At 52.7% G+C, this 22,024-nt stretch carries 18 protein-coding genes; 3 read left to right on the plus strand and 15 right to left on the minus strand.

What is annotated here, in order from left to right; genetic code table 11:
* The first annotated feature begins 68 nt into the window (after nucleotides 1–68).
* Nucleotides 69–1,007 carry an aminotransferase class IV gene (locus OXH16_03315; protein ID MCY3680398.1) on the plus strand — a complete coding sequence of 313 codons (939 nt, stop codon included), beginning with the start codon at nucleotides 69–71 and terminating at the stop codon, nucleotides 1,005–1,007.
* Between the two features lie 6 nt (nucleotides 1,008–1,013).
* Here the strand turns inward: OXH16_03315 and OXH16_03320 are convergent, their stop codons facing one another.
* From OXH16_03320 to OXH16_03340, 5 genes are all read right to left on the minus strand, one after another.
* Entirely contained in the window at nucleotides 1,014–2,060 is a 1,047-nt protein-coding gene (locus tag OXH16_03320; protein ID MCY3680399.1) for a C45 family autoproteolytic acyltransferase/hydrolase, read from the minus strand.
* Nucleotides 2,053–3,585: a PcfJ domain-containing protein gene (locus OXH16_03325; protein ID MCY3680400.1), complete on the minus strand. Its 1,533-nt coding sequence runs from the start codon at nucleotides 3,583–3,585 to the stop codon at nucleotides 2,053–2,055. The genes OXH16_03320 and OXH16_03325 overlap by 8 nt, the downstream gene beginning before the upstream one ends.
* A gap of 89 nt (nucleotides 3,586–3,674) precedes the next feature.
* A complete protein-coding gene (locus tag OXH16_03330; protein MCY3680401.1) occupies nucleotides 3,675–4,490 on the minus strand; it encodes an adenylyltransferase/cytidyltransferase family protein in 816 nt (271 codons plus the stop codon).
* Nucleotides 4,477–5,268 carry a hypothetical protein gene (locus OXH16_03335; GenBank protein ID MCY3680402.1) on the minus strand — a complete coding sequence of 264 codons (792 nt, stop codon included), beginning with the start codon at nucleotides 5,266–5,268 and terminating at the stop codon, nucleotides 4,477–4,479. Before OXH16_03335 ends, OXH16_03330 begins: the two co-directional genes overlap by 14 nt.
* 16 nt (nucleotides 5,269–5,284) lie before the next feature.
* Nucleotides 5,285–6,322 (minus strand): NAD-dependent epimerase/dehydratase family protein, encoded by a 1,038-nt coding sequence (locus OXH16_03340; GenBank protein ID MCY3680403.1) that lies wholly within the window; start codon nucleotides 6,320–6,322, stop codon nucleotides 5,285–5,287.
* A 206-nt stretch (nucleotides 6,323–6,528) separates the two neighbouring features.
* Between OXH16_03340 and OXH16_03345 the strand changes: the two genes are divergently transcribed.
* Nucleotides 6,529–9,231, plus strand: coding sequence for a heparinase II/III family protein (locus OXH16_03345; GenBank protein MCY3680404.1), 2,703 nt, complete (start codon nucleotides 6,529–6,531; stop codon nucleotides 9,229–9,231).
* Here OXH16_03345 and OXH16_03350 read toward each other — a convergent pair.
* The 5 genes from OXH16_03350 to OXH16_03370 are packed head-to-tail and all read right to left on the minus strand — an operon-like array spanning nucleotide 9,228 to nucleotide 16,617.
* Nucleotides 9,228–9,983: a type III pantothenate kinase gene (locus tag OXH16_03350; GenBank protein MCY3680405.1), complete on the minus strand. Its 756-nt coding sequence runs from the start codon at nucleotides 9,981–9,983 to the stop codon at nucleotides 9,228–9,230. The genes OXH16_03345 and OXH16_03350 overlap by 4 nt on opposite strands.
* Before the next feature lie 21 nt (nucleotides 9,984–10,004).
* The gene (locus OXH16_03355; protein ID MCY3680406.1) at nucleotides 10,005–12,167 is read right to left on the minus strand and encodes a malate synthase G; all 2,163 of its coding nucleotides are present in this window, start codon (nucleotides 12,165–12,167) and stop codon (nucleotides 10,005–10,007) included.
* Between the two features lie 19 nt (nucleotides 12,168–12,186).
* Complete coding sequence (locus OXH16_03360; GenBank protein MCY3680407.1) at nucleotides 12,187–13,026, minus strand: phytanoyl-CoA dioxygenase family protein; 840 nt, start codon at nucleotides 13,024–13,026, stop codon at nucleotides 12,187–12,189.
* 9 nt (nucleotides 13,027–13,035) lie between these two features.
* Complete coding sequence (locus tag OXH16_03365; GenBank protein ID MCY3680408.1) at nucleotides 13,036–14,640, minus strand: DUF4038 domain-containing protein; 1,605 nt, start codon at nucleotides 14,638–14,640, stop codon at nucleotides 13,036–13,038.
* A gap of 9 nt (nucleotides 14,641–14,649) precedes the next feature.
* Nucleotides 14,650–16,617 carry a glycogen debranching enzyme N-terminal domain-containing protein gene (locus OXH16_03370; GenBank protein ID MCY3680409.1) on the minus strand — a complete coding sequence of 656 codons (1,968 nt, stop codon included), beginning with the start codon at nucleotides 16,615–16,617 and terminating at the stop codon, nucleotides 14,650–14,652.
* A 103-nt stretch (nucleotides 16,618–16,720) separates the two neighbouring features.
* Between OXH16_03370 and OXH16_03375 the strand changes: the two genes are divergently transcribed.
* Nucleotides 16,721–17,965 carry a DNA methyltransferase gene (locus OXH16_03375; GenBank protein MCY3680410.1) on the plus strand — a complete coding sequence of 415 codons (1,245 nt, stop codon included), beginning with the start codon at nucleotides 16,721–16,723 and terminating at the stop codon, nucleotides 17,963–17,965.
* Nucleotides 17,966–17,982: 17 nt separating this feature from the next.
* Here the strand turns inward: OXH16_03375 and OXH16_03380 are convergent, their stop codons facing one another.
* The 5 genes from OXH16_03380 to OXH16_03400 all read right to left on the minus strand — a co-directional run.
* Complete coding sequence (locus OXH16_03380; GenBank protein ID MCY3680411.1) at nucleotides 17,983–19,170, minus strand: phytanoyl-CoA dioxygenase family protein; 1,188 nt, start codon at nucleotides 19,168–19,170, stop codon at nucleotides 17,983–17,985.
* A 91-nt stretch (nucleotides 19,171–19,261) separates the two neighbouring features.
* Nucleotides 19,262–19,873 (minus strand): thioredoxin family protein, encoded by a 612-nt coding sequence (locus OXH16_03385; protein ID MCY3680412.1) that lies wholly within the window; start codon nucleotides 19,871–19,873, stop codon nucleotides 19,262–19,264.
* A 76-nt stretch (nucleotides 19,874–19,949) separates the two neighbouring features.
* Nucleotides 19,950–20,462, minus strand: coding sequence for a TlpA family protein disulfide reductase (locus tag OXH16_03390; GenBank protein MCY3680413.1), 513 nt, complete (start codon nucleotides 20,460–20,462; stop codon nucleotides 19,950–19,952).
* A 29-nt stretch (nucleotides 20,463–20,491) separates the two neighbouring features.
* Nucleotides 20,492–20,947, minus strand: coding sequence for a 5-(carboxyamino)imidazole ribonucleotide mutase (gene purE / locus OXH16_03395; protein MCY3680414.1), 456 nt, complete (start codon nucleotides 20,945–20,947; stop codon nucleotides 20,492–20,494).
* A gap of 28 nt (nucleotides 20,948–20,975) precedes the next feature.
* Nucleotides 20,976–22,024, minus strand: a 1,049-nt coding sequence (locus OXH16_03400) for a Gfo/Idh/MocA family oxidoreductase (GenBank protein ID MCY3680415.1), incomplete at its 5' end; no start/stop codon positions are given.

Consider the following 22,024-nt stretch of genomic DNA (forward strand, 5'->3'; position numbering starts at 1 on the left):
TTTCAAAAAAATTGTCGTATATATAACAACCCATTGCCCAATCTTCGACTCTCACGAAAGGCCTCCCCATGTCCCAGCGCCTCGTCTATTTCAACGGAAACTTCGTTCCCGAACGCGAAGCCCGTATCTCCATCTTCGACTCCGCCCTGATGTTTGGAGACATGGTATTTGAAATGACCCGCTCCTTCAAGCAAAAACCCTACTGCCTTCGCAACCATCTAAAACGCCTGTACGCCTCTATGAAATACGCCGAAATCGACTGCGGCCTCAGCATTGACCAGATGGAAGACGCCACGCACAAAACCATAAAAAAAAATCTGCCCGCCCTGGAAAATCTGGACTTTCAGATCATGCACAACGTCACCCGGGGTGCCCTGGGTTTTTACGACACCCTCGTCACAGAAGGTGCCAGTCCCATCGTCACCATCAACGTCATCCCGCTCGTGCGCCACATTGGGGGCAGTGCCCACTATTACGAACAGGGCGCTCACTTTGTCATCACGCCTCAACAATCCGTACCCGCCCGGTACATCGACCCCAAAGCCAAAAATCGCAGCCGCATCTACTACCAGATTGCCAACCTCCAGGCTCAACGCATGGAAAAAGGTGCCAACGCCCTCCTCACCGACGAACGCGGCTTTATCACAGAAGGCACTGGCACCAATTTCTTCATCGCCCGCAATGGCGAAATCCACACACCCAAACCACACGACATCCTGCGCGGCGTCTCTCGTCAGGTCTGCATGGACCTCGCCGCAAGACTGAACATCCCCGTCTATGAAACTGACATCGAACCCTACGACGTGCGAGAAGCCGACGAAGCCTGGTACACATCAACCACCATCTGCATGGTACCCATCACCCGCTTCAACTTCCAACCCGTCGGCACCGGCAAACCCGGCCCCATCTATCAACAGCTTCTCGCAGCCTGGTCCGAAGAAGTCGGCGTAGATATCCCCGCCCAGGCCCGCGACTACGCCGAACGCGCCAAAACCTGGACTCCCTGAAAAACACTAAATCTCATAAGCCGTCCACGTTCCCGTACAACCCAATCCTCGCCGAACGTGGAGCAACCCCTTTGCGGGTTCGGCGATATAACCCGAAATAGAAAACATATCAACAGCACCGTGGCGACATATCGCTGCCGGATCGCCATCGTGATCCGAGAGAATGGCCTTCATCGTATCCACCGTGATATCGCCCCAGTGTTCTTTAACCAGATCGCGCATCCTATCGCGCCGAGGGCAAGAATCCGCGAGACTATTGGTTTCGCAGGGTGCAAATTCGGGGGTGAGATAGTGATTGGCATGAACAATCGCATCGGGATGTGTATCGGCAAATTGCATCACACCTTCGGGACGGATTTCCAGATCGGCAATCTGCCCATCGCCAAAACAAAAAACCATATTGCCAGCCGAACAGGTGGGATGCTGTCTGAGAATCCGAAGACAGGTATCCAGGTCCCTCTGCTCCAGCATAATGCGTTTGAGCGGATAGTGAGGCAGCCCCATCTGCCAGGGACAATCGTAAAGCGCATTGGCAAAATGAGCCAGACCGTACTGATTCATACCCGAATAACCCAATTGTCCGGCAAAAGTGAAAAGCAATGCCCGGGGACGACCATCAGAAGGACAAACGTGCAGGAGAATGGCGACATCGGCGTATTCGACCGCGAGATCCTGATTTTGACCGGCCAGGGGATACCCATCAGCAGTCGCAGAACCCGTAAGCGCGAACGCCGTACACCCCTCGGGCGGAACACTGGCGGCCTCACCCCGCGCCTGACACAAAAGCGCCTCGTCAAAAGAAATACCCGCACCATCGGCCAGCCCGCGAATCTCTTCCATAAGCAGCGGACTCAGCTTTTCAATCAAGGGATGAAAAGCACGCGCGTTCTGGCAGAGTTCATCGCGAAATTTACCCGTGAGCTTTTCAATCCACACGAGATATTTGTGAACGAGATCTGCGGCCTGTTTGCCGTGTTGATAACCCATATCGTACGCCGTACCAGAAACTTCGATAAAGGGAAACGCGTGACCGGTTATCGCAGTATTATCCATGGGACAACCCTTCGCGATTCATCCACAGGCGCATAATCGTCGGCGCCTCGCGGAGGAGATGGAGATAGACATTCCCCGTTTGGCGTTGTTTGGCGAGATGTTTTTTGCCAAAGGGTTTGAGATTGAATTTGCCGGCGTTTTGAACGACGGATTTTTTCTTATTATCGACCTCAATGGTAAGCACATGCTCCTGCATCTGATTCTCTTCGGCAGCGTCGAGATCGAGCGCGCGCAAAGACCAGAGAGATCTCTCACCCGCCGCACAGCGTTTGGCATAAGACCCCGCGCAGTGATGCATAATGCGCCCTTCGGCGTAGAGTTGTTGCGAAGTAATGAGTTCGTGAACCGTCCACTGAATATTGCGTTTGAGCCTGGGATCCAGCGTCACATGTTCAAACTCCCTGAATCCAGAGGACGCCCAGATTTCCAACTCGACATCTTCCAAACCCGTAAGTTCTTGATGCCACACATCGACCTGGCGGAGAAGCTTGTTAATACTGCGGCCCTTCATGCAAAAATTGGGATGTAGCGGCGGACCTTCGATCTCTGTACCATCGGGTTGCGGAATGCGCTGAGGCGTGAATTTTTGATTGCGGATATAGTCTATGATCGGATTAATATAGCTGCGCTCGAGAAAAGCCTGATTGGCGAGAAAATGGACAACAGTCTCCCAAAAAACTTCGTTCTCGAATCCTTCCCCCAGAGGCCCATGGGCAATTTCCCAGGCACTTTTCGGGTTGCCACCATAAGCTATGTACTGAACCTTGCGAAGGCACTGAACAACAGTGTGATAACTGCGTTTTTCTTGCAAAAGCAAATGCGCCATCCGCTTTGTAATCCGCATAGGCACACCGGCTGTGCGGATATTTTGCCCCATGCCAACGTGAATGAACCACGCTTGTTCCTGTCGCGCCTTTGGTGTATTGCCCTGTAAAAATGCCGTATCAAAAAATGCGGGCACATCGTATTGTGCCAAAAGATGGCGCGCAAGGCTGTAGAATTGGTGCGCTGGTTTATAGCTATTAGGTCGCCAATCCTCAACGGGACGAATCCAATCCGCGTGATTGCGCGCGAGTTGTTCAAGAGCGGCGATATAGGTATTGACAACCGTATGACCAAAACGCTTGCAGGCGCGTGCGGGCCGCATCAAATCGCCGTATTTTTCAACATGCAGAACCAGGCGACCCAGAGCTTGTTGCGCGTCGGGATCACCGTCGAGATTATTGTAAATCGCGCGAATGCGAAAGAGCAAATCGGAGACAGTCTCATCCTGAAGCTCGCCTTTAAAGATACGGGCGATAAATTTGGCGCGGTGGGCATTGTGCCTCGGGCTAACATCGGGGTCGCGCTGCTCAACCTCGCGTTGCAAAAGATCAATCTCCACCTGACGCTGAGCAGCGGTTTTATCCAGACCGGTATCCAACCCATTGCGGTAACACCAGAGCTTATAAGCGAGCACCCTGTCGAAGCCAAGCTTCTTGAGATGGGATTCGACATCGGGTTTACCGAGAAGAATATTTGACATCGCACAATCCTGTTATTTAGAGCTATAGAGGTCTTAATTTACTACATACAAAGACAAAACGCTCCGCGATGAGGTTTCATCATAAAGAATCAAAACCCCCGCAAAACCGTACTCTCTCTACGCGGCAATCCCTCCTTGGGCGCGCGTTTTAGGACGACGTATTCCAGACCGTGTTCCTCGCAAAAAACGCTCTTCTCCAGCTTATCGCCATCTTCATTCACCGCGTAAATATCCGGTTTAATAACCGCGATCTCAGGCGCGGCATCCATCCATCCATCGCCCGAGGAAATAAGCCCCTGTTTGACAAAACGGACGGATTGCACCACATACCGGCGTTCGTCTTCACCGAACATCGGATGATGTTCCCCCTTGAGCAAACGGACATTTGCATCGTGCCCCACAACAACGTACAAATCGCCCAACTCCGACACCTCTTCAAAAAATCGGACATGCCCGGAGTGAAACCAGTCAAAACACCCCGTAACAATCACTTTTTTATTATTCGCATCCCCATCTGCTACCTCTTCTATCGGAAAACCCCTAATATCATTCGCAGTCAAAACGCGATATGCAATATTATGCACATCGCAAAAATGTCGTCTCTGCGGCGTATCGTCTCGTTCATCCACCACCCAGATATCGGCCTGGACCGCATCGGGAAGACCGTCTTTATCCACCAACTCCGCCACAAGCGTCGCGCGATCCACATAGCGAATCGCATCCATCATATACAGACGTTCTTCTTCCGGAAATTTGGTTTGCCCTTTGACGACATCATCCCCCCATACCAGCGCGTGAAGACATCCGTATCGGGAAGCCTCTTGTAAAAAACGGATATCGCGCGCCCTCATATCGTCAAAACTACCTGAAACAACAACCGTCTCCATATCACTACCCTCTGTCATATCGGACATCCACGCGAAGAGCGCCCGGCACGGGTTCTTCAGACACAACGTAAATATATCCACCGCCACAACCCGAATACATCGCCCCGACATATCTCGACTGATAATATTCCAGAATACCCATCAAATCAATCCGAATAGTCGGATGACGTACCGTATGTGGCAAAAGAGTCTCCCAACAGACCATACACTCATTCAACGATGCGCCCAATCCCCGCGCATCTCTGGCAATAATCGCATCATAACAATCCTTGCCCGACTGACTCAATCTCTCAATCCATATCGGATCCAAATTCTTCTCACCCAACGGCTCATACCCATCGGGCCGCGGCGCAACCGGAACCATGTAGATCACATCCTCAAGCCAACGCGCGACATCGGGATCATTATTGGACTCGATATGAACCGGAAAATATCCTCCTTCATATTCGCAATCGTAATCGAGCCTGCTCACGCCCGGATAAAGCAACCCAATCATATCCTGCGACCCCGATGGCTCGGCCTTGCCTTCATTTTCCACCGTGTACAACTCCTTCACCAGATCGGCTGGCGCGCGATCGGGAAACGCAGACCCCCAGAGCCTCATCGCAACATCTCGCGTACTCGTCGCCATACCGCAGCGATTCATAAAACGGCTGGTCGGCTCGAGCGAAACCACAACCATAGACCCGGGAGGCGATGGATTGTACTGAGACAAAAACGGCTGATCAATCCACCCACCGGCAAAAGCCATGCGAAAGGGAATATTGCCAATAACGCTCGTAATATCTCTGCTCATATAATAAATACCCTGCTTAACTCACCGTCCGCTTACCCGCCTTGCGATCCGCATATTGTTGTGCAATCCAGGCATAAGTCTTAGTCATCCCATCGCGCAACGAGGTATCAGGCTCCCAGTCGAGCATTTCTTTAATCATCGCATTGTCACTATTGCGCCCAGCAACGCCCTGAGGCGCAGACAAATCATACGTGCGATTGAGTTTAACATCGCCAATTTCCTCAATAACACTCACCAGTTCATTGATAGAAACCAGCTCACTCGAACCCAGATTAATAGGCGTTGCAACCAGATCTTCACTGTGCATAATCATATCGACGCCTTTAATACAATCGTCAACATACATAAAACTGCGCGTCTGATTGCCATCGCCCCAAATATCAATCTCGAGCTTGCCAGTATCTTTGGCCTCAATCGCTTTGCGGCAAAGCGCTGCAGGTGCCTTCTCTCGCCCACCATCCCACGTCCCATAAGGACCATACACATTGTGAAACCGCGCAATCGCCGTCTTCATGCCGCGCTCTGCCCAATATTCCTCGCAAAACATCTCCGAAACCAACTTCTCCCAACCGTATCCGCGCTCTGCCATAGCCGGATATGCATCTGACTCTTTCAGAGCGCGCACATTGGGATCCTCCTGCAACTCAGTATTATATGCGCAGGCAGAAGAAGAAAAGAAATACCGCTCAACACCTGCCCAATAAGCCGCTTCAATCAGATGGGTATTGATCAGAATACTCCGCAAACAGTCGATCCTGAAACGCTCGATAAATCCCATCCCCCCCATATCCGCCGCGAGATTATACACTTCAGCAGCCCCCTCAACGGCGCGTTTGCAATTATCTTCATCGCTCAAATCCAAACACAGATTCTCCACACCCGGCACGCGCTGATACCATTCGGGCAAAGGCTTCTTATCAACAGCGCGAAGCCGCACAAACCCCTGATCGTGAAAATATCGCGTCAGTGCACCCGCAATAAAACCGCCCGCCCCACAAATAACGATCAAATTGTCTTTATTGAGCATTGTTGCTGCTATTTGCTGCTTCCCCATCGTAGTCCTCCAAAATAAATAACCTGTATTCTGGTATTATGCATCCGGTCAGTGAAGATATTACAAAAGAGAGACGCAAGACGCAAGAAATGAGATACAAACAGTTATATATCGAGCGTCCATTCTTTGGTTAGACACAAAGTCTATTTCTCAATATATTGCAGAAAGTAAAAACTATAAGATCAACGCGTTCCACAGGAGCACCCATGCCGCTACTCAACGTCGAAAACGCCCGTGAAAACCTCAGACGCTATCCCTGGGCGCAGGCCATCCTCGAAAGCTGGAAACAAGAGGTCGCTTACCTCATGGATCAGAACCGCGACTTTATCGACGCCATGATGCCCGAACTCACCCCCTGGCCCGAATACGGCCAAAACTGCCCCGTCTGCGTCAACCACCTCTCCTCCATGGGTGAAACCGGCCTGTACGAATGGGATCCCACCGATCCGGATAAACTCTTATGCAAATACTGCAAAACCGAATACCCCAACGCCAACTATCCCGAAACCGGCAGCATCACCGCGCCCAGAATGAACCAGACCTTCACATTCTACCTCACCGACGAAGAACGCGCCCACCCCGAAGACAAATCCGGCAAACACGCCTTCAAATGGGTCCGGTGGCCCGTACACACGAGCTGGACCGGCATCATCCGCACCAAAAAAAGCCGCTGGTGCTTCGAACAAATACTACCGCTTGCCAAATTATACGCCCTCACCGATGACGTATTATACGCCCGGTGGTGCGCCTATATCATGGACTGCATGGCGCGGCGATACCCCAACTGGCTCTTCCACTCCTACGACGGCACCATAGCGGATTGCCCACCAGCCGAAGTCGCCATCTCCCTGGGCAAATATCCCCGCGCCGGGCGTTTTCCCGTCGAAACCATCATCACCGCCTTTGAAGGCCGCCATCGAGAAGGAGACCATGCAATACTCAACAACGGCTTCTGGGGCGCAGGACGCTTTGGCTGCAGCGGCTCCGATGGCGGAAGCATTCTCCAGATCACCCTCGCCTACGACCTCATCCGAACGGCTCAATATCCGGATGGCTCCCCAGTCCTCACGCCCGAAATGGATCACCGTATCGTCAACGACCTCATCCTACCAGGCTGTGCAGACACCGAAAACTGGAGCGAAATCAACAACAAATGCGGTCCTGGCCGCGCACTGAGCGCCGCCGTGGGCATACTCTTCAACAGACCGCAAAGCGTGCGCCGCGCCATCGAAGGCTTTGAAACCCTCCTCGAAGATGCCTTTCACTTCGACGGCTTCTGCACCGAATCTCCCTCCTATTCCGCCATGCACCTCAACCTGTTGCGCGACATACCAGAACTGCTCGTCGGATACTCCGACCCCGACGGCTACGAACCCGAAACCGGCCCACGCCTCAAAAACCTGGACCCCTTTCAACACTTCGACCGCTATCGCCTGGCTCTGGAAAGCATGGCCCGCATGCTCGACCCAAACCTGCAAGACCCCGTCATCGGAGACTCCCGAGAAGGCCGAAGCATCGACCCCATATACGCCGAAGTCCTGAGCGCCCATTACGGCAACCGCTACGCTGGCCTGCTGGAAAAATCGCAGAACGCCCCGCTCTCAAAAAAAGGCGACGAATACGCCCTCTGGCACCGGGATCCCGATATAGTAGCCGAACAAAACACCGACCTGCCCCACCACACCGAATGGTTCCCCGGCTGGCACGTCGCCGTCCTGCGCGGCGGAAACCCAAAAGGTCACACCGCCTTCTACCTCAACGGTTATGGCTTTGGCGGCCATCGCCACTACGACAGCCTCGGCATCATTTACATCGCCCAGGGGCGAGAAATGGCCGCAGACAGGGGTTATATATGGGACGACCCCAGAAATGCCTGGACCAAAAGCACCCTCTCCCACAACATCGTCACCGTTGATGCCCAAAACCAGAGCGGCAACCCAAAACCCGCCACCCTGGAACTCTTTGGCACGGGCGCAGGCGTCGAAATCATCCAGGCATCCGCCACCCCGTACGAGCAATGTGACCGCTACCAGCGCACCTGTGCGCTCATCCAGATCCCCGGCGAACAGACCTACGCCATCGACTTCTTCCGAATAAACGGCGGCAAGCTCCACCAGTATGGCTTCCACTGCAACGGACATCTCACGGACATTCGCGGCGCCGATCCCCAACCCGTTGACGAACAAATCGAATGGCTCGACAACATCCGCGCCGACCATCCCCAAGCCCCCTTCACCGCCACCTGGCAAAACCAGGACCTGCGAATGGACCTCACCCTGCTCAACCCCATCCATCGCCTCCTGCTCGCAGACGCGCCCGGCTGGCGCTCGGACCTGGGCGACCAGCTCAACGCCCCACCCGTTCAGCAAATCCTGGCCGAACGCAAAAACGACGCAAACACAAGTTACGCCGCCGTCATCGCACCCTACACCGACAAATCACCCATCCAATCCGCACACCTGATCCTGAACGACCCCGACACCAGCGCCATGGCAATAGCCGTAAAACGCGATGGCTGCACCGACTACATCCTCTCAGCCCCAGAAGGTACAACCCATGACCTCGGTCCCATCTCCACCACAGGCCAATTCGCATACGCATCCATCGACAACCAGGGCAATCTCCAACGGGCTTATCTGCTCTGCGGCACCGAACTCCACTGCAGCAGTCACACACTCACACTTTCTCAGGCACAGACCTCACTCGACGTCACCTCAGTTGACAACCGCACCTATCACATATCGCAAAATGTGCCCGACCCCGACGCTCTCCCCGGAACCTATCTATTAGCCGCAGACACCGGCTACGAAATCGAATCCGCCTCGAAAAAAACCATCACCGTACGGGATTACCCCGCCGTCGCGTGCGACCGCATCGTTCTCCTCAACGCCGTCAGCTTCGCCCCTTAATGGTCAAAAATCCTGCGATCTAACGAAACCAGCGCACGTATGACCAAGTCTAGCTCCACGCGATGAGGGTAGTTTATGAAAGGCGCAATCAACTCGGCATCCCCCCCGGTCAAAACAAGCGTCGCCCGCCCATCGGGAACCAATTCACCAAACAGTCGCTCAACAGCGCCAGCAGCCCCGTAAACAATACCCGCCCGGATACAAGAATCCGTATCCGTCCCAACAGCCGAATCGGGCGGTTGAAGCGCCACATGGGGAAGCAAACTCGTTTCATCGTGCAGCGCGCGCAACCCCATACCCAAACCCGGCGCAATCGTCCCCCCGCGAAAAACACCATCTGCCGTCACCAGATCCACAGTCAGCGCAGAGCCAAAAGCAGCGACAACCACACCCCCCGCGCAAACGCGAAACGCCTCGCTCGCTTGCAATACCCGATCAATACCAACATGGTCGGGACGAGGCACAGCGACATCAATCCCCAGATCCATATCCGTATCGACCACCTGTGGCATTAACCCCCATACCATCTGAACCGCCTTGTGGATCACCCCATCTGCACCGCGCACCACAGAAGCAACCAAACAGTGGTCGGGCGTTTCTCTCGGGGCAAAACGCGATTCGAGAACATTCACGACCTGTGTCGCATCTTGAACTCCGCTAATAGACACACGCACAATCGGGCGGTCACTATCGTATAACGCCGCCTTCAAACGCGAATTGCCCACATCAAAAACCAGCAGCTTTCGCCCCATTATTCACTTCCTGTTTAGCGATTAGCCTTTCACCTCTCGCCGCCGCGCGTGTAAAACCAGTTCAGTATATCCATTGGGCACTTCGCGCCCCTTGAAAACCAGATCAAGCGCCGCTTGAAACGCAATACTCTCATCAAAATTTGGCGCCATATTGCGATATTCCGGATCGCCCGCATTCTGCCGATCTACAACCGCAGCCATCTTCTCAAACGTCTCGCGGACCTGCTCTGCACTCACAATCCCGTGATGCAGCCAGTTGGCAATATGCTGACTCGAAATGCGCAAAGTCGCGCGATCTTCCATCAGACCCACATCGTGAATATCCGGCACCTTAGAACAGCCAACACCCTGATCGACCCAGCGCACCACATAGCCCAAAATACCCTGCGCGTTATTATCCAATTCCTGCGCGATCTCCTCAGCCGTCAAATCCCTATCCAGCAAAGGCGGCGTCAAAATCGCCTCCAGACTCGCGCGTTCCCGCCTCGCGAGTTCTGCCTGCCGCGCCGAAACATTCACCTGATGATAGTGCATCGCATGCAACGTGGCCGCAGTTGGCGAAGGAACCCACGCGGTTGTCGCTCCCGCTTCGGGGTGATTCATCTTCGTCTCCACCATCTCCCGCATCGCATCGGGCATCGCCCACATCCCCTTGCCAATTTGCCCCTTGCCGATCAACCCCGTCTCAATACCCACATCCACATTCCAATCCTCATAAGCCGTCAACCAGGGCTGCGCCTTAATTTCATTCTTGGGAAGCATAGCACCGGCTTCCATACTCGTGTGCATCTCATCACCCGTGCGATCCAAAAATCCCGTATTGATAAAAATGACGCGCTCTCGGGCTTCCCACATAGCGCGCTTCAAATTGACAGTCGTGCGCCGTTCCTCATCCATAATCCCGATCTTCAGCGTATTTCTCTCAAGTCCGAACACATCTTCCACACGCCCGAATAATTCTACCGTCGCCGCTACCTCTTCAGGCCCGTGCATCTTGGGCTTTACGATATACACGCTACCCGAACGGCTATTTTGAAACACGCCATTGCCCTTCAAATCGTGAATAGCCGCCAAGGACGTCACCATCGCATCCAAAAACCCTTCGGGAATCGCCTCTCCATCGGCAGTCGTCACCGCATCGGTGTACATGTGAATCCCCACATTTCGCACCAGCAACGTACTTCGCCCCGGCAATGTCAACACACCGCCATCTGGACGAATATAATTCCTATCGGGATTCAATTTGCGATTCAGAGGTTGTCCATTCTTTTCAAAAGTCGTCTCCAGCGTCCCCTTCATCAAACCGCACCAGTTGCGATACACGAGCACCTTATCCGCAGCATCCACAGCCGATACGGAATCCTCACAATCCTGAATCGTGGTAATAGCTGATTCCAGCACCACATCTTTGACCCCTGCCGGATGGTCTTTGCCAATGGGATGGCCTGGATCAATCTGAATCTCAACATGCAACCCATTGTGCGCCAACAACACACTGGACAGTGCCCCATCTCGCTCCGCATAACCCACAAACTGATCCGGATCTGATAATCCTGTATCCCGACCATCAACCTCTGCTACAAGCACCTTCTGCCCACCCGCTTCACCCAGAGCAAACGCCGTCACTCCTGCGTAAGACCCACTGGACAGCGGCACAGCCTCATCCAAAAAATCATTCGCACTGGCAATCACCCTTTCCCCGCGCACGGGATTATAAGCCGTACCCTTATCTGCGCCATCATTCTCCGGAATCACATCTGTCCCATACAGCGCATCGTACAAACTACCCCAGCGCGCATTAGCCGCATTCAAACAATAACGCGCATTATCCACCGGCACGACCAACTGCGGTCCAGCCACTGTCGCAACCTCTGGATCAACGCCATTTGTCAACACCTGAAAATGATCCCCTTCGGGCAACAAATACCCAATCTCCTGCAAAAAGGTCCTGTACGCTTCTCCATCAATAGATTCGCGCCCCTCGTGCCAGGCATCGATCTTCGCCTGCAAGACATCGCGTTTCTCCAATAAACGCCGATTCTCCGGTCCCAGATCTCTTACAATCCCTTCCAACCCATGCCAAAAAGCCTCTGCATCCACGCCTGTATCGGGCGCAATTTCGTCTTTAACCAATGCGTAAAGCTCAGCATCTACATTCAATTTTCCAACCGCTACCACACGCATATATCGCTCCTTTGAAAACTCAAGTATATCCACCTTTACCCAACAAAATACGCGCCTCCTCGTCATCACCCTCTAAAATCGCCTGCGTCAACCCGTCGCCAGGAGGCGGTCCCCCGTGGGGTGATCGGCGCAACCAGGTCGGCGTATAACTCAAAATCAACATCCTGCGCTTTGTCCTCAACGTCGGCAATCCACGATGCCAGAGATTGCTGTGAATCAACACGCCGCCCCCGGCCTTCACGCGGACCACAAGCTCCCCTTCAACCGGCTCATAAGTATCGGGAGGCGGTGCTCTATCCAACCAATTGTGCGACCCCGGCACAATACCCACAGCCCCTGTATCCTCATTCAAATCATCCAGATAAATCAGAGCATCTATCCCATGTGGCCTGGAAAACCACGGCGGCAAGGGATTGGAAACCACGCGCAAATGCTGGTGCCATGGGGTCTGATGAGGCGTCGCAGCCGGATAACTGATCCGCGCGCTCAGCCCCCGAAGCCTGACCAGCGGTCCCATCATCGCCCGCGCAATAGATAACACAGGCGGAAACTTCAACAAATCCAAAAACACTGGATCTTTATCCATCAAATGCCGCGGAATACGCCCCCAGGATCGCTTTCCAGTATCTCGAAACGCGCCCGATTCCCGAGCCTCCAATCGATCCAGCGCGTCTTGCAGCGCTTTCAAGTCCTCACCCGCAAACAATCCCTCGCGCACCAGATACCCTTCCCGATCAAATAGCAGCAACTCCTCTGCCGATGCACAAACATCTATTTCGTAATGGTGATCTGATCCGCGGGTATTGGGACTGAGAACCTTATAAGACACCGCGCAATTCTGTTCAAAACTATGATCCATATCATCTCCTCATGCCATGACCAGAAGCCAATCGCCATCTCCCGGTGCTTCGTAAACGCGCCTGCCATTGGCCTCGCGCACTACTGCTGCTTCGACATCCCCATCGCGCGGATTGTACCAGATACCCCGTAGATGTGGTGCCAAACCCGCCACCTTCACCTCCACCGCCTCACCCTGTGGTGTATAGGCAACCACGAGATCGTTTGCCACAGATTTAGAAATTAAGATATGCCTGTGTACATCTCGCTCGCCGGGCTGCGCGCCCAACAACTCCGGCGCCGGACGCAGCGTCCACCACCCGATAGAATCGAATGCATCGACGAGATGCCGCACTTGCTCTGCCCCATCCATCAGCAACGCATCATGCCAGGGCAGAGGCGTTCCCGTATAGGGATGGTCAACAGGCGGCCCGCTACCATCGTCCCACCCCCACACGCCGTGTCCCCCATAAGTCACGCCAGCGGTTGGCGCATTGAGCAAACTCCAGTACAACGCCCTCCTCACCGACGCTGCATCGTGTGGTCGCTTTGAATGATAGGCCACGTGATTTTCATAAGAAGGCTCCATATTAATATAAAATTGGCGCGGCGTCATTTTCCAATCTTCTGAAGGTGGTCCCGTCACAATCCACTGCAAAGTCTCGTCGCTGTCGCCGTGACCACTTTGATAACCCACCACATCGAGCCAATTTTCAGACCGAAATTCATCAGTCGGGAATCGCCGCCCCGAACTGTGCATCGCCACAGGTGCGTGGGGACCTTTCCCGAAAACCGCGCGACCAACGCGCTGCCATCGCTCGGCATTCTCGCCATCGTAATTGCCATCCCCACCCAAAATCCACACCACGGGATAACACGCCCATCGCGCGACCATATATTCAGCCAGCAGAATCATCTGGTCCTCTGACAACGAAACGCCCGGACTCTTTTCCGGATGATTGCGCCCTCCCAGTGCCCACAACATCACGGGCGCATTGACCAGACCCGCCTGAAAAGTCATCTCCACCCAGTCATCCAACCGCTGAAAAAAGGCCGGATTTATTGCGATCTTTTCCACACCGGAAAACGCCAGATTGCCCTCGACATCGCCATCTGGAGCCGCCCGCCACTGCGTAGCCACCCATTGCACGGTATTAAATCCCTGCCGCACGCGCACGCTGAGATAATAGCGCCATTCATCCCGCGTTGATCGCAAACACCCATTCCACGCCGTATCCGCCATATAGAAAAACGGTTTCTCATCCGAAAAAATAAAATGCCGCCTGTTTGCAGACAGCGCGATAGGACCGTGTACATCAAATTCACTGCCCGTCTGCGATGGCCCACACGTAAAACGCCCCTCTCGATTGTGCAAACCCGTGTTTTCCGCATCTGAAAAAAACGTCGCATACGACCACTCGCCCTCTTCATCTGGACAAAAACGCACGCGCCATTGCCGTCCACCATCCCAGAATCCCATCACATTATAGACCGATCCAAACGGCGAAGTAAACACCACCTGCAACGCCGCTTCTTGAATGGGATTTCCGTAATCTTTATCGCTCTCGAAATCGATCTCAATGCGTCCCCATTTTGTCACAACCGGTTCATGACCGTTTTGATCAATATCGTTCATATCTCCTCTCTATTTCATTATTTCGGGTCTCTTGTCCAGCACATCTTCCGCAAAAGCGCGCAAGACCTCGGCAGTACTCCACGCCTGAGCAAAACAACCGCGAGATACATGGGGCGGATCGCCATCGAAAATCTCAGAAATATGTCCCAGACCCGCCTCTTCAACATGGCGCAACAAAGGGCACAACATGTCTCTCGCAGAAATACGAACATCTGCCTCGTCACCGTGAATGCGAACCCATGAAGTAATAAACGGACCCATAAGCCATGCCCAAACCGTCCCTTGATGATACGCGCTATCGCGACTATACGGATCACCGCCATATATTCCCCTGTATGCCGCGTCGGACGGCGACAGACTTCGCAAACCATAAGGCGTGAGCAACTCGCGTTCGACCACATCGAGAATACTGCGTTCACGCGCGGCATCGAGCATGCGATGCGGCAAACTTAGTGCAAAAATCTGATTGGGACGAATCGCCGCATCCAACTCCGTATCGGTCAGACAGTCGTACAAACATCCAGCATCGGAATTCCAGAAAGCCTCGACAAAGCGCGCGGCTGTCTTTTCAGCCAGACCAGCGTATTCGGCGCTGAGCCTGGATTCCCCATATCTATCAGCCAGATCGCGCACCACACACAGTGCATTGTACCACAGCGCATTGACCTCAACGGGCTTACCCTGCCGCGGGGTAACGACCCAGTCTCCTACCTTAGCATCCATCCATGTCAGTTGCACACCGGGTTCCCCCGCATAGAGCAACCCATCGCAATCCAGATGAATATTATAGCGCGTTCCCGAAACAAAACAGTGGATGATCTCTTTTAGCACCCCCCAGAGATTTTCGCGCACAAAAGCATAATCATCTGTGTACGCCAAAAATCGATCCACCGCATAGACGTACCAAAGCGTTGCATCCACGCTATTGTACTCGGGTACATCACCGCAATCGGGAAATCGATTTGGAATCATCCCCTTGTCGCAAAAATGTGCATAAGCAGCGAGAATATCGCGGGCTTCGTCAAATCGTCCGGTCACCAGTGCGAGACCGGGCAGCGCGATCATCGTATCCCGCCCCCAATCCGTAAACCAGGGATAACCCGCGATAATGGTAGCGCGTGCGTCGCTGCGTTTGACGAGAAAGGCATCTGCACTCAAACTGAGACCAGTGCATTTGGGAACTGATTGAACAATTTTATTTCTTCGATCTAACTCAGCCTGCCGAAGCGCATTCACCTGATCGCATGTGCCGCGTTCAAGGCTGACGAGCAAATGCGCGGATTCGCCCGCTTCGAGATCAAAGGTAAATTCTCCGGGGCAATACAGGTCTTCCCTACTATCCAGGCCGCGATAGGCTTCAACAGCATATTCAAAATTGTAATACCAATCGCCTCGCGCTTGAAATTCTCCATTGTGCGCGATATACAAAGGTGGGTATTTCGAATAAGGCTGAAAACTCACCAGACCATGACAAATATCGACATCGCCATTGAGCATATCATTCTGGCGCGTCAGGTGATGATAATCTCGGAAAGCCGCGAGCGGACGCAACGTAAGCATAACAGGGCGATCAAAAGCACCGTAAGTAATCACAGTGGTATTTTGACCATAGACCATAAAAATTTGCTTTTCAAAACACAAATCGTCAGTACAATAGGTAAAGGTGGGAAAAGGATCCAGGCGGACGTGTTCGAGATGGGTATAACCGTGTGGGTGAATAGCACCAGCGTAGCAATTACTGCCCAGTTCAAAAGTCCCCATATCGGGCACAATAAGCGTCTCCTCAAATTTGGACAGCGCGACAAATCGACCGTGCGACTCATTTTGTGCGGGAATGAGCAAACCGTGGTACCGCCGCGTATTCATCCCAATAATCGTAGAACACGCAAATCCCCCCATACCATTGGTCTCAAGCCACTCCCGCCCCATCGCCTGACCGGGATCTCGGCATATTTCTTTTTTTATAAAAATATCCATGATCCGCTTCCATTCACCGAATGGAATATTCCCTCCTCCTTGACACCAGGCAGTTTTGTATCTATAAATACTTGCGACAAACTTCTCTATAAAGAATACATATATGACCGCGAAACAACTGACATTAGAGATAGAATCCTTTGCGCCTGACTGGCTCAAACGAGAACTGATGGATTTCAACACATTTGGCAAAAATACAATTGTGACCTCTACGGAGACAGAGCCGATTCGCCTTGAAACTTACGTAAACGAATTTTGGACCGCCAAACAAAGAGCAGCCAATGCACTCCACGAAATATCATACCGGGCGTGCTTCAAGCCTCAACTCCCCAGATTCTTTATCGAACGACTAACCTTACCGGGCGACGCAGTCTATGACCCCTTTGCCGGACGGGGTACTACACTTATCGAATCTGCTCTTTTGGGACGCGTTCCCATAGGATGCGATATTAATCCGTTGAGTTCCATTATGACGCTTCCCCGCCTGAATCCCCCCACAGTTGACCAAGTCGCCGACAGACTATCCCATATAGAACTCGAAGATGTCGATGAATATCCAGAAGACTTACTGGTCTTTTATCACCCGGAAACTCTGAAACAAATTTGTTCGCTCAAAAAATATCTAACAGAAAAAGCCGACAGCCTCGATTGGATCGATCAATGGATTCTCCTGATCGCACTGAGCAGATTAACGGGACACTCATCGGGGTTTTTCTCTGTTTATACCCTGCCCCCTAACCAGGCTGTCTCCGTTGACTCACAAAAAAAAATCAATCAAAAAAGAAATCAAAAACCGCCATTGCGAGATATCAAAAATCTCATCCTGAAAAAAACACGCGCCCTTTTAAAACACTGTGACAATCAAACCCGACATACCTTGACAAGCGTTCCCCAGGCAAAGTTCCTCACACAACCCTCACATAGCGTCCCCGAAATCGCGTCCAACTCCGTCTCCCTCGTCGTAACCTCTCCGCCGTTTCTCGATGTCGTCAACTATGCACAGGACAACTGGTTGCGATGCTGGTTTTGCGGCATAGACCCCGCGGCAGTACCCATCACCATGGCGAAAAAAGTCGAACAATGGCAACGCGAAATGACAAAGGTCTTTTTGGAATTAGAGCGCGTCTTGAAACCCAGCGGACATATCGCCTTTGAAGTCGGTGAAGTCAGACACGGCAAAATAAAACTCGAAGAAGCGGTTATCCCGTGCGGCATCGAAGCGGGACTCACGCCATTGCTGGTTTTAATTAACGACCAAAAATTCACCAAAACCGCCAATGTATGGGGCGTTGATAATACAACAAAAGGGACAAATACCAATCGCGTCGTCGTGTTTCAAAAAAAATAATTGAACGATTCACTTTGTTATTCAAACTGCCTTTTTCTCTGATTACACGCCTTGCCCTTGCCGCGAATAATATCTGCTCGCTGCCATAGATCAACAGTGCGACTAATCGCATCGCCCTCGCCGAGATGTTGTATTTGTGCTTTAGTAAACCAGTCGCAATGTCCATTTGCCAGCGCATCGGCATCCATGTTTTTATCTGAAAAGCCATAAACCCGACAAATACCCTCTTCCTCTTCCACATCTTCAATATAGGACATCCACGGCACCTCCAGCCCGAGTTGCGTCCTGGTAAGTTCTTGCAAAGAACCGACACGCGCGCCGACATCCCAGCCCACCAACTTTTCCTCTTCCCATCCCTCGCCGCCCGGCAACTCCCAACGATCCGTCTCATCATCGCGTCGCAACAAGAACCCTGGTTCTCCGCCATTCGGACACTCGATAAGCAGACGGGTCGTCTCAATCGGCTTGTCAAAACACACGGGAATAAGCCGTTTCCCCTCATCACTCAAAGCCTCAAGGGCTGCGGGATTATACGGATAATATCCCGCAGCGGGAGGCGCATTAGCCGCACAATACTTATTGAAAATACCGCAACGGTCTTCTGTACTTGTACCCGCAGGTGCTTCATGCCAGACATGCTCATTAACAACCAGCAAATCCCCCGCTTTAAGCTCTGGATCGATAAAATCCGGCAACTGACTCCTATCGGGCCGATTGACATCTAATATATGTGCCTCCTCGTCAATCACCTGCGTCAATTTATGCGATTTCGGCGACACCAGAAAGGGACCATACACCGGATCGAAATCAGTCAGCGGAATAATGGCAAACACCCAGTTCATCGACGAACCCACGGGGCGCCACCGTTTGTAATCGCAGTGGGCGCCACCCCCCTTATCGCCCGGCGTTCTCAGATACGCCACAAAAGCCGTCAAATGCGCCGGTTGCCCCAGCACGGACTCGACCGCCCCCATAACCGTCGGATGCTCGGAAATCGAAGTAAGCCCCGGTTCTGATAGCCTGTTGCCACTAACAGTGTACTTCGCTGGCTCGGGATACGAGAGCTTTGGTGGGTACGCACCGCGTTTGACCTTTTCCTGCACAACGCGACGAAGGTCATTCGCTTCGCTCGCAGATAAGACATTGCGAATAATCAGATAACCATCCTCATGGTAATCAGCAATCTGTTGCTCGCTAAGGGTCATAATAAGAGCTCCTTTCAGCAGATATTTCAATCATGAACACCAAAGCCCCTTCCATACGAAGAGGCTTTGCCGCATTTTGATACAACCAGTCCTACGAATCCTCGTTAAACTTAATGCCACAACCGAGGGCTTTGGTCTCGGATATTGAAATGTCTTTCCCGGCCAACAATGCATCGAGCGCGTCTTTGAGGTACGCTGCTTCCACCGCATTGGCATCCGAAGCATTATCGTCAATCGCGCCGTGATACGCCAGCTTGCCTTTGGCGTTAAAAAGAAAAATTTCTGGCGTACGGCTGGCCCCAAATGCGCGGGCGACCTGGGATGCGGGATCGACCACATAGGGAAATTCGTAAGACAGGGTTTTGGCACGAGTGACCATCTCGTCAAAACTATCCTCTGCAGCACGCCTGGGATCATTGGGATTAATCACAATCACACCAAACCCCTTGCCGCGATACGCATTGCCAATACTGGCTACGCGGCTTTCCCATTTGACCGCCCAGGGACAGGAATTGCACGAAAAAATAACCAGAGTACCCTTCTCTCCTTGCACGCTCTCCAGAGTGTACACCTTACCATCGGTGCCTTTCATCTCCAGGTCAGTTGCCGGTGCCTCTGCGCCCAATGCGAGGGTTTGGCTTTTGCCCGCTTCGGCATTAAAACTCATCGCTACGACAAGTGCAATGGCTAATAATTTACGCATGGAATCCTCCTGATATTTGGTGGTATGAGAGTATCTATAGTCTGAATTCTCGGATAGACGCGCCCTAAAGTACCCCTTAACCGCCCTTCATCAATACATCGCGTATTTTCGCTTCAAATTGTTCGCGCGAGGTCTTCCCAAGCCAAAAATGGCGTTTATTGCCCGCGCTGTCGTATAGCCAGGTAGCGGGTATTGCGCCCCACCAGTCGGGGTCTAATGTATTGATAAACGCCCCATCGCTCTTCAATTTGATATAGCTTGGAAAGTCAACGCCATGCGCTTTCAGAAAGGCAATTGCGCCATCGGCCTGACCTTCAGAATCAGCAGAAATAAAGACAATCTTTAACCCTTGATCTTTGTACTGATTATAAACAGCCATCAAATCGGGAAACTCTTCAACACATGGTGGACACCATGTTGCCCAAACATTGACCAGAACGACCCTGGCATCGGCTTCTTTAACATGCTTGAGAATCTCCTCTGCCGTCGCGGGAATGAGATACTGGCCGGTATTTGGTGCGCGATCTGTCTCAGGTGCGTCGCAACTTATAAAAAGAAGAGCAATAAAAACGAATATATGACGTTCCAAAAAGACCTCCGTATTAAATCGCAACGGTATTATCCACCCAGAGCATCTTTATAGGCTTGCAGGCGCTCTTGTATGCCTTCGTCTGAAAGCGCGAGAATTTGCGCTGCCAGCACAGCGGCATTGCGCGCATTGTCAATACCCACAGTCGCAACGGGAACTCCCGGCGGCATCTGGACAATCGCGTATAAAGCATCAACGCCGTTGAGCGCGCCCGAAGCGCATGGAACGCCAATAACCGGCAAAGTAGTATGCGCAGCGACCACACCGGGCAGTGCTGCGGCCAAACCAGCACCCGCAATGATCACCTTCAGACCACGCGCCTTTGCCGTACTGGCGTATTCAGCGGTACGCTCGGGGTTGCGATGGGCGGAACATACGATCATATCGTAGGGAATCTGGAGTTCGTCGAGAATGGCGCAGCCTTTTTCCATCGTGGGTTCATCCGAAGAACTGCCCATAATAATGCCAACAACTGGATCTGTCATAAAAATCTCCTTTGGTGTTTAGATTTTTCTACTGATTCAACCGGCGCACGCGCGCAGGCGTGTGATCAGCTTGTGTCTCACTGGAAAAAATTTTGAGCGACCTGTCTTCAATGGGCAGGTCAATGCGGACGCCACCACTGCGATGGGATTCCCGCAGAGCAATCGCAACCTCGAGCGCATCGCGACCATCGGCTCCAGAGCAACGCGGTGGTCGGTTGTTCTCCATAGCATCAATCAAATCATCAACGGTGGTAATACCCTGGCCTACGGGACGTGCTGGTTGCGGGAAAGGGGACCGCGCGGGAACACCCCGGTTCCCCAAGCCGCCTGAAACCCTCTGAAAAAACTCAAACTCAAGCGCATCCGATAACGTGCGAACCCTGCCCTGTGTCCCAATAATATCAAACTCCCACGAAGCAACACCTGTCGATGTACCGCGAAGATACGCCCGAACGCCATTGTCAAAAGCGAGATACCCGTTGCCCATCAGATCGTCATCAGATGCGGCTTCCCCATCCGACGCCATCTCTCCAAAAACCCATGAAACATCGCCACCAGCGAGATAGCGAATCGTATCAATCGCATGACTGCCATTATGCGACAAACCACACTGGGCATACGCGGTAATCTGGAGAATATCGCCAAGCTCCCCAGCTTCAATCATTCGGCGGGCTTCACTGAAATAGGGATTGTAACGACGCGAGCAATACACGGCGATGGGAACGCCATTTTCCCGGCAAGCATTGACCATAGCATCGGCTTCTTCAAGACTAAAGGCAATGGGTTTTTCCACCCACAAGGCTTTCACACCGGCTTCAACAGCATCCAGTACAATTTGTGGACGATAACGCGCTGTGGTAGTCACACTGACGATATCGGGTTTTGCCTTTTCCAGCAAATCGCGATGATTGGCATACAACTGATCGCTATCAATACCCCACCGCTCGCCAAACAGAGCACGCTGCTCATCGTGGGGATCAGCTCCTGCAATGAGATCAGTCTGCGGATGCGCGCAATAAGTGGGAGGGCCCCCGGACCTCCCATGCGAATCGCGATGGCGACTCCCGCGATGTTGCC

Source organism: Gemmatimonadota bacterium, from assembly GCA_026705765.1.
Lineage (GTDB): Bacteria > Latescibacterota > UBA2968 > UBA2968 > UBA2968 > VXRD01.